Source organism: Streptomyces sp. NPDC004126 (assembly GCF_050275515.1).
GTDB lineage: Bacteria > Actinomycetota > Actinomycetes > Streptomycetales > Streptomycetaceae > Streptomyces.
Genome location: NZ_JBNNPF010000029.1, coordinates 1 through 13951, shown reverse-complemented (window position 1 = coordinate 13951; position 13951 = coordinate 1). Strand labels below are relative to the sequence as shown.

Here is a 13951-nt window from a genome sequence, read left to right as displayed (position 1 = left end):
CAGCGAGACGGCCTGCGCCCCGGGCCGGTTCAGCGGGTCGAAGGCGAGCGGGTACCACGTGGCGCGCCCTCCAGGATAACCCGGCCCGGACCGGTCAGCCCGTGCCCACGAACGCCGCCAGCAGCAGCCAGACCACCGGAGCCGTCGGCAGCAGCGAGTCCAGCCGGTCCATGATGCCCCCGTGGCCCGGGAGCAGCGTGCCCATGTCCTTGATGCCCAGGTCACGCTTGATCATCGACTCGCCGAGGTCGCCCAGGGTGGCGGAGACCGCCACCGCGAGGCCCAGCAGCAGGCCCTGCCACCAGGCGCCGCCGTCGATGAGGAACTCCATGCACAGGGCGCCGGCCGCCATCGCGAAGGCCACCGCTCCGAAGAGCCCCTCGCGGGTCTTGCCGGGGCTGATGCGCGGGGCCAGCTTGGTCTTGCCGAAGCGCCAGCCGACCGCGTACGCCCCGGTGTCGCTGACCACGGTCAGCAGCAGGAAGGTCACCACCCGCTGCGGACCGTCGTCGGGGGTCAGCAGCATCGCGACGAAGGTGGCCAGGAAGGGCACGTAGAACGCCGCGAAAACGCCGGCCGTGACGTCCTTGAGGTAGTCCTCGGGGGGCTCGGTCATCCGCCACACGAGGACCGCCAGCGCGGTGAGCGCCATCGCCACCCAGGCGCCCTCGGCCCCGCGGACGTACCCGGCGATGATCATCGCCGCGCCGCCGACCGCGAGCGGGACCAGCGGGGCCTTGATGCCCTTCTTCTCCTGGAGCCGGGAGGTGAGCTCCCACAGGCCGACCACGACCGCGACGACGACGACGCCGACGAAGACGGCCTTGACGATGAACAGCGAAGCGAAGATCACCGCACCGAGGCCGACGCCGACCCCTATGGCGGCACGCAGATCCCGCCCCGCGCGCTTCTTCTGCGGCGGGGGCGAGGCGTCCTGCGGGGCCTGCGGAGGCGGGGGCGGGGGGCTGGGCATGGGCTCCTGCAACGGCGTCTCGGCGCGGAACGGGGGGCCGCCGGCGAAGGCGGCCCCCCGATCGCGTGCTTCCCGGTCGTCGAAGGCACGGCCGGCGGCATCGGGCACGATGGGCATGGGCGCAGTCTGCGGGCCCACCAGCGCATCGTATGCGGGACCCGCCGGAACCGGCTCAGCGGCCCAGGGAGAGTCGTTCATCAGACCTCGAGGAGCTCGGATTCCTTGTGCTTGAGCAGCTCGTCCACCTGCGCGACGTACTTCGCGGTGGTGTCGTCGAGCTCCTTCTCGGCGCGGCGCACCTCGTCCTCGCCGGCCTCCTTGTCCTTGACCAGCTTGTCGAGGGCGTCCTTGGCCTTGCGGCGCACGGAGCGGATGGAGACCCGGGAGTCCTCGGCCTTGGTCTTGGCGACCTTGATGAACTCCTTGCGGCGGTCCTGCGTCAGCTCCGGGAAGGTCACCCGGATGATGCGGCCGTCGTTGCTCGGGTTGACACCGAGGTCGGAGTCGCGGATCGCCTGCTCGATGTTGCGCAGCGCGGAGGCGTCGAACGGCGTCACGATCGCCATGCGCGGCTCGGGCACGGCGAAGGAGGCGAGCTGGTTGATGGGCGTGATGGCGCCGTAGTAGTCCGCCACGATCTTGTTGAACATCGCCGGGTGCGCACGACCGGTGCGGATCGCGGCGAAGTCTTCCTTGGCGACGACGACGGCCTTCTCCATCTTCTCCTCGGCCTCGAGGAGGATTTCTTCGATCACCACGTGCTCCTGCATGTCAGATATGGATGGTTCAGGCGGACACGGGCGGTCCGGGCCGCCCGGACCGGACCCCTGCGGGTCCGGCTCGGTGGGCTCAGGCCCGGGTGCCCTGGTCGCTCACGAGCGTGCCGATCTTCTCACCCTTGACGGCACGGGCGATATTGCCTTCGGCGAGCAGCTCGAAGACCAGGATCGGCAGCTGGTTGTCACGGCACAGCGTGATGGCCGTGGCGTCGGCGACCTTGAGGTCCCGGGACAGCACCTCGCTGTACTCCAGCGCGTCGAACTTCACCGCGTCCGGGTTGGTCTTCGGGTCGGAGTCGTAGACCCCGTCGACACCGTTCTTGCCCATGAGGAGGGCTTCGGCGTCGATCTCCAGGGCGCGCTGGGCGGCCGTGGTGTCGGTGGAGAAGTAGGGCATGCCCATGCCCGCGCCGAAGATGACGACGCGGCCCTTCTCCAGGTGGCGGACGGCGCGCAGCGGGATGTACGGCTCCGCGACCTGCCCCATGGTGATGGCCGTCTGGACCCGGCTGTCGATGCCCTCCTTCTCCAGGAAGTCCTGGAGGGCGAGGCAGTTCATGACAGTCCCGAGCATGCCCATGTAGTCGGACCGGGCCCGGTCCATGCCGCGCTGCTGAAGCTCCGCGCCGCGGAAGAAGTTGCCGCCGCCGATGACGACCGCGATCTCGGCCCCGTCGCGGACCACGGCCGCGATCTCGCGGGCGATGGCGTGCACGACGTCGGGGTCGACACCCAGTCCGCCGCCGCCGGAGAAGGCTTCGCCGGACAGCTTCAGCATGAAGCGGCGACCCTTCTTCTCGTGGTCGCTCTTGTCGTCGGATGCGGTGTGGGGGTCCACGCCCTGATTCATGGAGATCTCCTCGTGCACATACGAAGAAGGCCATTGCCGGTGGGTCCTCGCGGTTCCCTCTGCGGCAATGGCCTCCTCGTCAGATCTGCGGTCGTCCTGCGCAAGCACGGACGACTGCTTCAGACCCTATAGGGGTCCGGTGTCCGTCGCGTACGGACGGACTCAGATGCCGACCTTGATGCGGGTGAACGCCTTCAGGGTGACACCGGCCTCGTCCAGAACCTTCTGGACGGACTTCTTGTTGTCCAGCGCGTACGGCTGGCCGAGCAGCGTGGCGTCCTTGTAGAAGCCGTTGACGCGACCCTCGACGATCTTGGCGATCGCGGCCTCGGGCTTGCCCTCGGCGCGGGTGGTCTCCTCGGCGACGCGGCGCTCGGACTCGACGATCTCGGCCGGCACGTCCTCCTTGGTGAGGTACTTCGGCGCGAAGGCGGCGATGTGCTGGGCGATGCCCTTGGCCAGGTCGGCGTCGGCCTTGTCCAGCTCGACCAGGACACCGATCTGCGGGGGCAGGTCGGGCATGGTGCGGTGCATGTAGGAGGCCACGAAGGCACCCTCGTACGCCGCGAAGCGGTCCAGGACGATCTTCTCGCCGAGGTTGGCGTTGGCCTCGTCCACGAACGCCTGGACGGTCTTGCCGGCCTCGATCTCGGACGCCAGCAGCGCCGCGATGTCGGCGGGCTTGGTGGCGGCCACGTGGGCGGCGAGCTGGTCGGCAACGGCCAGGAACTTCGGGCTCTTGGCCACGAAGTCCGTCTCGCACTTGAGCTCGACGAGCACGCCGGAGGTGGCGTCCTCGGAGATCAGGGAGGTGACGGCACCGTTCTCGGCGGAACGGCCCTCGCGCTTGGCGACGCCCTTCAGGCCCTTGACGCGCAGGATCTCGTTGGCCTTGGTGACGTCACCGTCGGCCTCGACGAGCGCGTTCTTGCAGTCCAGCATGCCGGCGCCGGTGAGCTCGCGGAGCTTCTTGACGTCAGCGGCGGTGTAGTTCGCCATGAGTCTGTGATTCTCTCTCGAAGTCGTAGATCTACGGGTGAACGGCGGAGGAGCGCGCTCGTGGCGCGGCTCCCCCGCCGTCATCGTCCGTGCTGCGAGTGCCCGGCGAGTGAACGCCGGGCGCTCTCAGTGGGTCAGGCCTGCTCGGCGTCGGCGGCCGGGGCCTCGACGACAGCCTCGGCGGCCGGGGCCTCGGCCGCGGGGGCCTCGGCGTCAGCCTTCTTCTCGCCCTCGAGCAGGTCGCGCTCCCACTCGGCGAGCGGCTCGGCGGCGGCCTTCTCGCCCGGCTTCGAGTCGCCGGTCGCGGCGCCGGAGCGGGCGATGAGGCCCTCGGCGACGGCGTCGGCGATCACGCGGGTGAGCAGGGTGACGGAGCGGATCGCGTCGTCGTTGCCCGGGATCTTGTAGTCGACCTCGTCGGGGTCGCAGTTGGTGTCGAGGATCGCGACGACCGGGATGTGCAGCTTGCGCGCCTCACCGACGGCGATGTGCTCCTTCTTGGTGTCGACGATCCAGACGGCGCTGGGAACCTTCGACATCTCGCGGATACCACCGAGGGTCTTCTCCAGCTTGGCCTTCTCGCGGGAGAGGACCAGGAGCTCCTTCTTGGTGAGACCCGAGGCGGCGACGTCCTCGAAGTCGATCGCCTCAAGCTCCTTCAGACGCTGGAGGCGCTTGTAGACGGTGGAGAAGTTGGTGAGCATGCCACCCAGCCAGCGCTGGTTGACGTACGGCATGCCGACGCGGGTCGCCTGCTCGGCGATGGCCTCCTGCGCCTGCTTCTTCGTACCGACGAACATGATGGAGCCGCCGTGCGCGACGGTCTCCTTCACGAACTCGTAGGCGCGGTCGATGTACGACAGCGACTGGAGCAGGTCGATGATGTAGATGCCGTTGCGCTCGGTGAAGATGAAGCGCTTCATCTTCGGGTTCCAGCGACGGGTCTGGTGACCGAAGTGGACGCCGCTCTCCAGCAGCTCCCGCATCGTTACGACGGCCATGGCCATCTCCTTGGTTTCTCGGTTTTGGTTCCTGACGCCCCGCCGCGCCCTGCCCCTTGAGGGACCGAGAGACGCTTTCACCTGACCGGAACCCGGTCGGCGCTGGGGCGTGCGAAGTCGACCCGGTGACCCGGATCGCCACAAGAAGTGTACGGGACCCGGCGGTATGCCGGGTGACGCCGTTGTCCACACCTCCTCGGCCGTCCACAGGGGCGGACCGGGCGGGCCGCCCGCGCGGGATGCTGCCTGGCATGACGAAACTGCTGCTCATCCTGCTTCTGGCACTGCCCGGTCCGCTGCCCGCGCCGCTGCCCGCCCCCGGGCCGGCGGCCCCGTATCCCGCCCCGTCCACGCCCGTCGCACCGGTGCGCGGCGGGGGCGCGGCGGGCGGGGTGCGGGGCGCACGTCCGCTGCCCGCGCCGCTGTCGGTGGCGCGCTGGTGGGACCCGCCGCCGACCCCGTACGCGGCCGGGCACCGCGGTGTGGACCTGGCGGCGCCGGCCGGGGCGCAGGTGCGGGCCGTGGGGCCCGGGCGGGTGCACTACGCGGGGCGGGTGGCGGGGCGCGGGGTGCTCTCGCTCACCCTGCCGGGCGGGCTGCGCACCACGTACGAGCCGGTGCGTCCGCTGGTGGCGCAGGGGGAGGCGGTCGAGGCGGGGCAGGTGGTGGCGGTGCTCACGGAGGGCTCCCACTGCCCGGGCCCCTGTCTGCACTGGGGCCTGCTGGCGGGCGAGGACGCCTATCTGAACCCGCTGGCCCTGCTGCCCGCGCCCACGCCCCGGCTGCTGCCGGACCCCTTCAGGCGGTGACGCCCCGCAGGGCCATGGAGACGGCGGTCTCGGTGATCACGGCCGGGTCCTCGGCGGCGCCGAGCTCGATCCGGCGGGCCGCGGCGTCCACCACGCCCTGGAGCAGCATCGCGGACAGCCTGGGCTCCGGCAGCCCGAGGGCGCCCAGGGCCTCGACGATCATCGCCACCAGGCCGCCGTGGGCGGCGCGGATCTTCTCCCGCGCGCCGGCGTCCAGCTCGCCGGCGGAGATCGCCACCACCGCGCGGTGGCGCCGGTCCCCGATCAGCCCCAGCTGGGTGCGCACGTAGGCCTCGATCTTCGTCTCCGGCGTGGTCGCACGCTCCATCGCCGCCTCGATCTCGGCGGCCCAGACGGGGAAGTCCACCGCGCACAGCTCTTCGACGACGGCCGCGCGGGACCGGAAGTACTCGTACACGGACGACCGGGCGAGCCCGGTCCGCTCCGCGAGGGCGGGGAAGGTCAGGGCTTCCGTCCCGCCTTCGGACAACAGGGCACGGGCGGCGTCCAACAGGGCGCCGCGCTGCATCGACCGGTGCTCGGCCACGGAGGCCGCTCGAATCCTGGGCACGTCACCACTGTACGGAGGTCCCGCAAGGGGTGTCGGCCCGCCGGCGGGGCCGCCGGCGGCTCAGCGGCCGACGTCGGCGAGCTTGGCCCGCAGCTGGAGCACGGATTTGGTGTGGATCTGGCTGACCCGGCTCTCGGTGACGCCCAGCACGTTGCCGATCTCGGCGAGGGTCAGGCCCTCGTAGTAGTAGAGGGTCACCACGGTCTTCTCCCGGTCCGGGAGGGTGTTGATGGCCCGCGCGAGCAGCCGGCGCAGCTCCCGGTCCTCGGCCACCTCGACCGGGTTGTCGGCGGCGGTGTCCTCCAGGGTGTCCATCAGGGAGAGGCGGTCGCCGCCCTCCCCGCCCACGTGCAGCAGCTCTTCCAGGGCGACCACGTTGGCCAGGGACAACTGACTGAACACCGTGTGGAGTTCCTCCACCGCGATGCCCATCTCCCCGGCCACCTCACCCTCCGTCGGGGTGCGCCGCAGCTGGGCCTCCAGCGTCGCGTAGGCGCGCTCGACGGCCCGCGCCTTCTGCCGCACGGAGCGCGGGATCCAGTCCAGCGCGCGCAGCTCGTCGATCATCGCGCCGCGGATCCGGGTGATGGCGTACGTCTCGAACTTGATGGAGCGTTCGATGTCGAACTTCTCGATCGCGTCGATCAGCCCGAAGACGCCGGAGGAGACGAAGTCGGCCTGCTCCACGTTGGGCGGCAGGCCCACGCTGACGCGGCCGGCGACGTACTTCACCAGGGGCGAGTAGTGCAGGATCAGCTGCTCCCGCAGCCGTTCGTCGCCCGAGTCCTTGTATGAGCGCCAGAGCACCTCCAGGGACGAGGGCGCGGTGGACCGCACACTGCCGCGGGCAGCGGGGGGCACCGCAGCGCGGTCGGACCCTGAGGTGTGCTGGGGCATGCTTCGCCTTTGCCGGAGCGGGATTCCTTGGGAGCGTAGCGTGACGGAAGTGTCGCGGTGCGCGAAGAGTACGGGATGGCGCAGGGGCCCAGGGGCGTCCGCCCTCGCGCGGGCGGCCCGGGACCGGCGCCTCGCGCACGGTCCCGGCGACTGCCACCGGGAGGACCGCGTCTGTCATCGCCGTCACTCTTTCACCGGAACGCCCCAGGTCAACGACCGCCTCGCCGGTCGGCTCCGGATTGCACCCCCTCTCGCGACGTCCGCGGGGTCAACCGCCAGCCGTCGCCCTGCCGTTCGACGAACCCCAGAGAGTGAAGTTCGTACAGTCTGCCGATGACTTCATCGGTGCCGGCGGCCGCGGCGAGGGCGATCTCGTCGAGGCCCGCCGGCCGTCCCGCGGGGAGCGCTTCCAGTACCCGCGCGGCGCCGGGGGCCAGCAGGTCGCGGGCGTGGACCGGGCCGCGCCGGGCGGGGGCCAGTTCGCCCATGTCGCCGACGAGTTCGACGATCTCGTCGGCGTCGGTGACGAGCGCCGCCTCGCCCCGCAGCAGCTCGTGCACCCCGGCCGAGAGGCCGCTGGTGGCGGGGCCGGGCACGCCCATGGTGAGGCGGCCCAGCTCCTGGGCCCGGCGGGCGGTGACGAGGGAGCCGCTGCGCAGGGCGGCCTCCACGACGACGGTCCCCCGGGTGAGGGCGGCGATGACCCGGTTGCGCAGCACGAACCGGCTCGGGGTGGGGTGACTGCCGGGCGGCAGTTCGCCCAGGACCAGCCCCTGGCCGGTGATCCGGCCCAGGAGTCCGGCGTGCCCGCGCGGGTAGACGGTGTCCACCCCGCAGGCCAGGACCGCCGCGGTGGCTCCGCCCGCGCCGAGGGCCCCGCGGTGGGCCGCGCCGTCGATCCCGTACGCCGCCCCGGAGACGACCACCCAGCCGCGCTCGGCGAGCCCGGCGGCCAGGGTCTGCGCCATGTGGGCCCCGTACGGGGTGCACGCCCGGGCCCCGACCACGGCGACCGAGCGCAGGGCCCAGGTCCGCAGGTGGGGGCGGCCCCGCAGCCAGAGGCCGACGGGCCGGGCGTCGCCGAGGTCGTCCAGCTGGCTCGGCCACTCCGCGGAGCCGGGGCACACGAAGCGGACGCCCGCGCCGGCGGCGCTCGCCAGGTCCCGCAGCGGCTCCGCGACGGCGGCCCGCCTGCGGTACCCGGCGAGCCGCTCGGGCCCCACGCCGGTCAGCGGGCCCGGCTCCGGGCCGGGGCCGGTCAGGAGCCGCATCACCGCGGCGGCCCCGAGTTCGCGGATCCAGCGTCCGCCGTGCTCGTCCCCGGGCTCCAGCACCCGGGTCAGCGCGGCCCGGGCCAGGAGCTCCGGGTCGGGCGGGGCCCCGGCGCTCACGGTCCCGCCCCCACGGCCTGGGCGGCGCCCCGGGCGATCCCGGTGCGCAGTTCCAGCGCGACGGCCGCGTCCAGCGCGTCGGGGCGGTCGCGGCCCCGCAGGTCGGCGACGGTCCAGGCGACCCGCAGCACCCGGTCCAGCCCCCGCGCGGTGAGCAGTCCGCGCTCCATGTCCCGCTCGGCCAGCGCCAGGGCGCCGGGGCCGGCGGGCCAGCGGGTGCGCAGCTCGTGCCCGGGCACCTCGGAGTTGAGCCGCCACGGGGTGCCGGCGAGCCGGGCGGCGGCCCGGTCGCGGGCCCCGCGGACCCGGTCGGCGACGGCGGCGGTGGACTCCCCCCGGCCGCCGCGGCCCAGCAGGTCGGAGCGGGTGACGGGCTCCACCTCGACCCGCAGGTCGACCCGGTCGAGCAGCGGCCCGGACAGCCGGGCCTGGTAGCGCCGGACCACCGAGGCGGGGCATTCACAGCCGGACCCGGTCAGGGTGTGGCGGCCGCAGGGGCAGGGGTTCGCGGCGAGGACCATCAGGAACCGGGCGGGCAGCCGTACCACCCCGGCGGCCCTGGCGATGACCACGTGTCCGGCTTCGAGGGGCTGCCGCAGGGCGTCCAGCACCTTGCCGCTGAACTCGGCGGCCTCGTCCAGGAAGAGCACCCCCCTGTGGGCCAGGGAGACCGCCCCGGGCCTGGGGATCCCGGCCCCGCCGCCGACCAGCGACTGCATGGTCGCGGAGTGGTGCGGGGCGCAGTACGGGGGCCTGCCGACCAGCGGTTCGCCGGGCGGCAGGATTCCCGCGACCGAGTGGACGGCCGTCACTTCCAGGGAGTCCTGTCGGGTGAGCGGCGGCAGCAGCCAGGGCAGCCGCTCGGCGAGCATCGTCTTGCCCGCGCCCGGGGGCCCGCTGAGGAAGAGGTGGTGGCCCCCCGAGGCGGCCACCTCCAGGGCCCTGCGGGCGCCCTGCTGCCCGGCGACGTCGGCGAGGTCGGGGAAGTCCGCGGCGTCTCCCCGGCCCGTCAGGCCCGTCCCGAGCGCGGCGCCGGGGACGACCAGCCCGGCGAGCATCGGGTCGGGGCGCCCGGCCTCCGGCGGGGGATCCTCCTCGGGCACCTCCCCGTCGGTCAGCACCGCGATCAGCTGCCGCAGGCTGCGCACGCCCAGCACCGAGACGTCCGGGACCAGGGCGGCCTCGGCGGCGCACTGCTGCGGCACCACCACCTGCCGGTACCCGGCCTCGGCGGCGGCGAGCACGGCCGGCAGGATCCCCCGCACCGGACGCACCCGGCCGTCGAGGCCCAGCTCCCCGATGAGCACGAGGTCGGCGATCCTGCCGGGGTCGACGGCCTCGGCGGCCCCCAGCACGGCCGCGGCGACGGCCAGGTCGAAATGGGCGCCGGACTTCGGCACGGAGGCCGGGCTGAGCCCGACCGTGAGCTTCTTCTGCGGCCAGGGGGCGCCCGAGTTCGCCACCGCCGCCCGGACCCGGTCGCGGCTCTCGACCAGGGTCTTGTCCGGCAGTCCCACCAGTGTGAAGGCCGCCACCCCGGGCTCCAGGTCGGCCTGCACCTCCACCAGTACGCCCTCGACGCCCACCAGGGCCACCGAGCAGGCCCGCGCGAACCCCATCAGGCCACCCCCCTGACGTGCTCCACCACGGGCGCGCCGCGCCGGGGCAGGAGGACTCCGACGAGGTCGATGCGCACCCCGCCCGGCGGCGGGCCCCCGTGGTCGGCGAGCCACCGCCCGGCGAGCCCGCGCAGCCGCTCGGCCTTGCCGGCCCGGACGGCGGCCATGGGATGTTCGAACGCGCCCATGCGGCGCGTCTTGACCTCGCACACGACGAGGGCGTCCCCGTCGCGGGCGACGATGTCGATCTCTCCGGCGCGGCACCGCCAGTTCCTGGCGATCACCGTCATCCCGGATTCGGTCAGCCTCCGCGCGGCGAGCTCCTCGCCGTAGCGCCCCAACGCCTGCCGTGCTGCGCTCGTCGCGTCCTTCGCGTTCATCCGGCACCACCTCCACCGCCGACGGTCCCGGTTCCGGGCGCAGCGAGTGGATCTTGGTGGACAACCGGCGCGTTGTGGACAACCGGCTCACCCCCGCGGGTGAACCGGTCCGCGGATCAGCCCGGGAGGTCGGCGCCCGGCAGTTCGAGGTCGCTCTTGTTGAGCTCCTCGATGTTCACGTCCTTGAAGGTCAGCACGCGGACCTGCTTGACGAAGCGGGCCGGCCGGTACATGTCCCAGACCCACGCGTCGGCCATGGAGACCTCGAAGAAGACCTCGCCCTGGACCGAGTGCACCTGCATCTCGTAGTCGTTGGTGAGGTAGAAACGTCGTTCGGTCTCGATCACGTACTTGAACAGCCCGACGACGTCGCGGTACTCGCGATAGAGCTTCAGCTCCATCTCGGTCTCGTACTTCTCGAGGTCCTCGGCGCTCATGGCATGTTCCCCTTCAGCCGTGCGTCCCCCTATTGTGCGCCAGCGCCGTACGCCCCTAAACGATTTCCGGGGCGAGGACCACCGGAGCGCCCGGAGGACCGTCGTCGAGCAGCGTCCGGAGCAGCTCGGCCAGTCTGGTCGGGTACACCGTCTCACGGGCCGCGAGGAGTTCCTCGGAGGTCCACCACCTGGCCCCGGTGACGCTGCGCCGCTCCAGCTCCGTCAGGCCGCCCGGCACCGTGTCGGTCTGGGCGGTACGGGCCAGGAAGTACCACTCGTCCTGCTCCCAGCGCCTGCCGTCGAAGGGGAAGGAGCAGTACCGGTGCCACAACACGGGCCCCAGTTCCACCTCTGTGATCCCGGTCTCCTCGGCGAGTTCCCGCAGTGCGGCCTGTTCCCGGCTCTCGGCGCCCTCCAGGCCCCCGCCGGGCGTGAACCACCAGTCGTCGGCGGGATCGTCCGGCTCGAAGCCGTGCAGCAGCAGGATCCGGTCCTCGGGGTCGAGCAGGACCAGCCGCGAGACCTTCCGCGGCGCTCCGGACGACTCAGCGGCCATCGGAGCCCGCCCTCCCGCGCCCGCGCCCCAGGAGCCGCGCCAGCGGCCCGTAGGCGCCGCCGAGCACCACCAGGGCCGCGCCGGCCAGCACCGCCGTCACCTGGAGCCGCAGCGGGCCGGGTGCGGAGACACCGCCGGGCAGGGCGGCGAAGACCTGCGGCCGCTCCAGCATCCCCGCGGACGGCCACGCGAGGGCGTCGACCCGGGCGGAGACCGCGGACCGGGGCACCGTCCCCTGGCCGGCGTCCTGGAGGTGCGCCCGGGAGTCCAGGGAGCCGCCGCGCCGGTCACCCATCAGGAAGAGGTTGCCCTCGGGCACCTTCACCTCGAACGTGGTCGTCCCCGCGGCCGCCGCGCCGTCGCCCTCGCGGTCCACGTACGGCTCGTCGAGCGGCCGGCCGTTCACGGTCACCCGGCCGCCCTGGCCGCAGCAGGAGACGGTGTCGCCGCCGACGCCCACGACCCGCTTGACCATGGGCGAGTTGCTCCACACGGTGTCGGTGAAGACGACCACGTCACCGCGCCGCACCTGGCCGCCGTCGATGCGCTGCGCCAGCACCCGGTCGCCCGGCCGCACCGTCGGCACCATCGAGTCCGTCGGCACCGTGTACGGCTGGTACACCACGGCGCCCCAGATGAAGCCGCCGAGGAAGAGCACGAAGCCGATGGCCACGGCGATCCCCGACAACGTGTTGCCGAGGCCGCCGCGGCCATCCCTGCGCGCGCGTATTGCCTGCGTTCTTGCCTGCGTTCCGCCCATTGCAGCGCCCCCATGCCTCGGAGATCGTCGACCTGGGCGGCACCCTACCGGGCGGTACGCCCCTTGGTCAGCCTCCGCCTGCGCCACATGACCAGCGGAACCGCCCCGACGAGCCCCAGCGCGGCCGGGGTGACCCCCGCCGTGCCCGCGCCGCTCGCCTGCGGCGAGTGCAGCGGTGCCGGGGGCTGCTTGCCGATGCCCGGCTGGTCGAAGGTGTCCGGGACGGGGAGGGTGGACCAGCGGGTGATGGGCCACGCCACCACCACGGCCCGCCCGACGACGTCCTTGACCGGGACGAAGCCCTGGGTGGAGTCCTGCTGGTGGTAGCGGGAGTCCTGGGAGTTCTGCCGGTGGTCGCCCATCACCCAGATCTTGCCCTTGGGCACGGTGATCGGGCCGAAGGGGAAGTCGTCGCAGGCGCTGTTGCCAGGGAAGATGTACGGCTCGTCCAGCGCCTTGCCGTTGACGACGACCGGGCCGCCCTTCTTGCACTCCACGGTGTCCCCGCCGATGGCGATGGTCCGCTTGATCAGGTCCTTCTCGTCGGCGGACGGCATCAGGCCGATCTTGCTCAGGATCGTCTGCGCGAAGTTGGGCTCCGGGGTGGGCTCCCCCGCCAGCCAGTTCGCCGGGTCGTGGAAGACCACGACCTCGCCGCGCTCGGGCTCCGAACCGAACCACGGGGTGAGCTTGTCCACCAGCACCCGGTCACCGCGCTGCAGGGTGTTCTGCATCGAGTCGGACGGGATCGAGAACGCCTGCACCAGGAAGGTCTTGATCAGCAGGGCCAGCAGCAGGGCGATACCGATGAGGAGCGGGAGCTCCTTCCAGAAGGAACGCTGCGGCTTCTCCGCCTCGGCGCCCTCCTCCTCGGTCTCGTGCCCGACGGCGTCGTCCGGCCGCTCCTCGCCCTCATCGCGTCCGGATCGTGCGCCTACCGCCACGTCCCCCACATCCACTCCTCACTCGGAAAACCGCTGCCCGGACCGGAACAGGAACGGGCCCTCCCCTCCCCTAACGAGCGGGAGTTCCCTTAGGCGCGGGAGACCAGGGCCACACTATGCGAAGGGCGTGCCCCGACGGCGCCGACGGGGCCCGCGCCGCCGTCCGCCCCGCACGGGATCCGGCACCTGCAGGAAGGTCGCCGGCTGGTCGAGTCCGCGCCAGTGGTCGAAGGGCCAGGCGATCACCACCGCCCGCCCGACCACGTTCTTCTCGTCGATGGTGCCCTCGAAGGCCTCGTCGAGGTGGTAGCGGGAGTCGGCCGAATTGGCGCGGTGGTCGCCCATGACGAAGATCCGCCCGGCCGGTACGCGGACCTCGAATCGGATCTCGGAGGGGGCGTTGCCGGGTGACACGTAAGGCTCGTCGAGCGGCGTCCCGTTGACGGTCACCCGTCCCCGGGCGTCGCAGCACTTGACCGTGTCGCCGCCGACGCCGATGACCCGCTTGATCAGATCCTGCTCGTCCGCCGAGGGCAGCAGGCCGATGAAGGTCAGGGCCTGCTTGATCTGCCTGACGCCCGCCGGGTCCGGTTCGGGCTGCGCGGCCTCGCCCTTGAGCCAGCCGCCCGGGTCCTTGAACACGACGACGTCGCCCCGCTGGACCTTCGAGCCGAACCACGGGGTCAGCTTGTCCACCAGCACCCGGTCCCCGATCCGGATCGTCTGCTCCATGGAGCCGGAGGGGATGAAGAAGGCCTGCACCAGGAAGGTCTTGAGCACCAGGGCTATGCACAGCGCCACCGCCACCAGCAGCGGCAGCTCGCCCACGCGGCGGGTGCGCCTGCGGCGGCGTACCTTGCGCGCCAGCCGGCGCCGCTCGGCCCGCCCGCCGGGCTCCACGGACTCCTCGCCCGCGGCAGCCCCGGCGTCCTCGGCATGATCCTCGCCGCCGGCCTCGGCCCGATCGGCTACGTCTTCGCGATCA

At 72.6% G+C, this 13951-nt stretch carries 16 protein-coding genes; 1 reads left to right on the top strand and 15 read right to left on the bottom strand.

Translation table 11 applies throughout. From position 1 onward, the window contains the following. Positions 1-94 precede the first annotated feature (94 nt). From ACQKM2_RS25305 to rpsB, 5 genes are all read right to left on the bottom strand, one after another. Positions 95-1171 (bottom strand): phosphatidate cytidylyltransferase, encoded by a 1077-nt coding sequence (locus ACQKM2_RS25305; protein ID WP_427713557.1) that lies wholly within the window; start codon positions 1169-1171, stop codon positions 95-97. After that, positions 1171-1728, bottom strand: coding sequence for a ribosome recycling factor (gene frr, locus ACQKM2_RS25300; protein WP_007266846.1), 558 nt, complete (start codon positions 1726-1728; stop codon positions 1171-1173). Before frr ends, ACQKM2_RS25305 begins: the two co-directional genes overlap by 1 nt. A gap of 94 nt (positions 1729-1822) precedes the next feature. Then, positions 1823-2602, bottom strand: coding sequence for a UMP kinase (gene pyrH, locus ACQKM2_RS25295; RefSeq protein ID WP_007266845.1), 780 nt, complete (start codon positions 2600-2602; stop codon positions 1823-1825). 162 nt (positions 2603-2764) lie between these two features. Next, entirely contained in the window at positions 2765-3601 is an 837-nt protein-coding gene (gene tsf / locus ACQKM2_RS25290) for a translation elongation factor Ts (RefSeq protein WP_427713554.1), read from the bottom strand. Positions 3602-3735: 134 nt separating this feature from the next. Next, positions 3736-4602, bottom strand: a complete 867-nt coding sequence (rpsB, locus tag ACQKM2_RS25285) for a 30S ribosomal protein S2 (RefSeq protein WP_401246426.1) — start codon at positions 4600-4602, stop codon at positions 3736-3738. A 251-nt stretch (positions 4603-4853) separates the two neighbouring features. On the opposite strand from rpsB, the gene ACQKM2_RS25280 reads away from it, so the two are divergent. After that, positions 4854-5411 (top strand): M23 family metallopeptidase, encoded by a 558-nt coding sequence (locus tag ACQKM2_RS25280; protein WP_427713551.1) that lies wholly within the window; start codon positions 4854-4856, stop codon positions 5409-5411. Here the strand turns inward: ACQKM2_RS25280 and ACQKM2_RS25275 are convergent. The 10 genes from ACQKM2_RS25275 to lepB (ACQKM2_RS25230) all read right to left on the bottom strand — a co-directional run. Further along, positions 5401-5958 carry a TetR/AcrR family transcriptional regulator gene (locus tag ACQKM2_RS25275; RefSeq protein ID WP_427713698.1) on the bottom strand — a complete coding sequence of 186 codons (558 nt, stop codon included), beginning with the start codon at positions 5956-5958 and terminating at the stop codon, positions 5401-5403. The two genes, ACQKM2_RS25280 and ACQKM2_RS25275, sit on opposite strands and share 11 nt — an antisense overlap. Positions 5959-6042: 84 nt before the next feature. Next, complete coding sequence (whiG, locus tag ACQKM2_RS25270; protein ID WP_125594831.1) at positions 6043-6879, bottom strand: RNA polymerase sigma factor WhiG; 837 nt, start codon at positions 6877-6879, stop codon at positions 6043-6045. Between the two features lie 209 nt (positions 6880-7088). Next, the gene (gene dprA / locus ACQKM2_RS25265) at positions 7089-8270 is read right to left on the bottom strand and encodes a DNA-processing protein DprA (protein WP_427713548.1); all 1182 of its coding nucleotides are present in this window, start codon (positions 8268-8270) and stop codon (positions 7089-7091) included. Beyond that, positions 8267-9889 carry a YifB family Mg chelatase-like AAA ATPase gene (locus ACQKM2_RS25260; RefSeq protein ID WP_427713545.1) on the bottom strand — a complete coding sequence of 541 codons (1623 nt, stop codon included), beginning with the start codon at positions 9887-9889 and terminating at the stop codon, positions 8267-8269. Before ACQKM2_RS25260 ends, dprA begins: the two co-directional genes overlap by 4 nt. Next, a complete protein-coding gene (locus tag ACQKM2_RS25255) occupies positions 9889-10269 on the bottom strand; it encodes a YraN family protein (RefSeq protein ID WP_427713543.1) in 381 nt (126 codons plus the stop codon). The genes ACQKM2_RS25260 and ACQKM2_RS25255 overlap by 1 nt, the downstream gene beginning before the upstream one ends. 116 nt (positions 10270-10385) lie before the next feature. Next, positions 10386-10706 (bottom strand): DUF2469 domain-containing protein, encoded by a 321-nt coding sequence (locus ACQKM2_RS25250; protein ID WP_007266836.1) that lies wholly within the window; start codon positions 10704-10706, stop codon positions 10386-10388. 55 nt (positions 10707-10761) lie between these two features. Next, a complete protein-coding gene (locus ACQKM2_RS25245) occupies positions 10762-11262 on the bottom strand; it encodes an NUDIX hydrolase (RefSeq protein ID WP_427713540.1) in 501 nt (166 codons plus the stop codon). Beyond that, complete coding sequence (gene lepB / locus ACQKM2_RS25240) at positions 11252-12022, bottom strand: signal peptidase I (RefSeq protein WP_427713538.1); 771 nt, start codon at positions 12020-12022, stop codon at positions 11252-11254. Before lepB (ACQKM2_RS25240) ends, ACQKM2_RS25245 begins: the two co-directional genes overlap by 11 nt. A gap of 44 nt (positions 12023-12066) precedes the next feature. Then, positions 12067-12966, bottom strand: a complete 900-nt coding sequence (lepB, locus tag ACQKM2_RS25235; RefSeq protein WP_427713535.1) for a signal peptidase I — start codon at positions 12964-12966, stop codon at positions 12067-12069. Between the two features lie 114 nt (positions 12967-13080). Beyond that, the coding region (gene lepB / locus ACQKM2_RS25230) for a signal peptidase I (RefSeq protein ID WP_427713532.1) at positions 13081-13951 on the bottom strand (871 nt) is incomplete at its 5' end.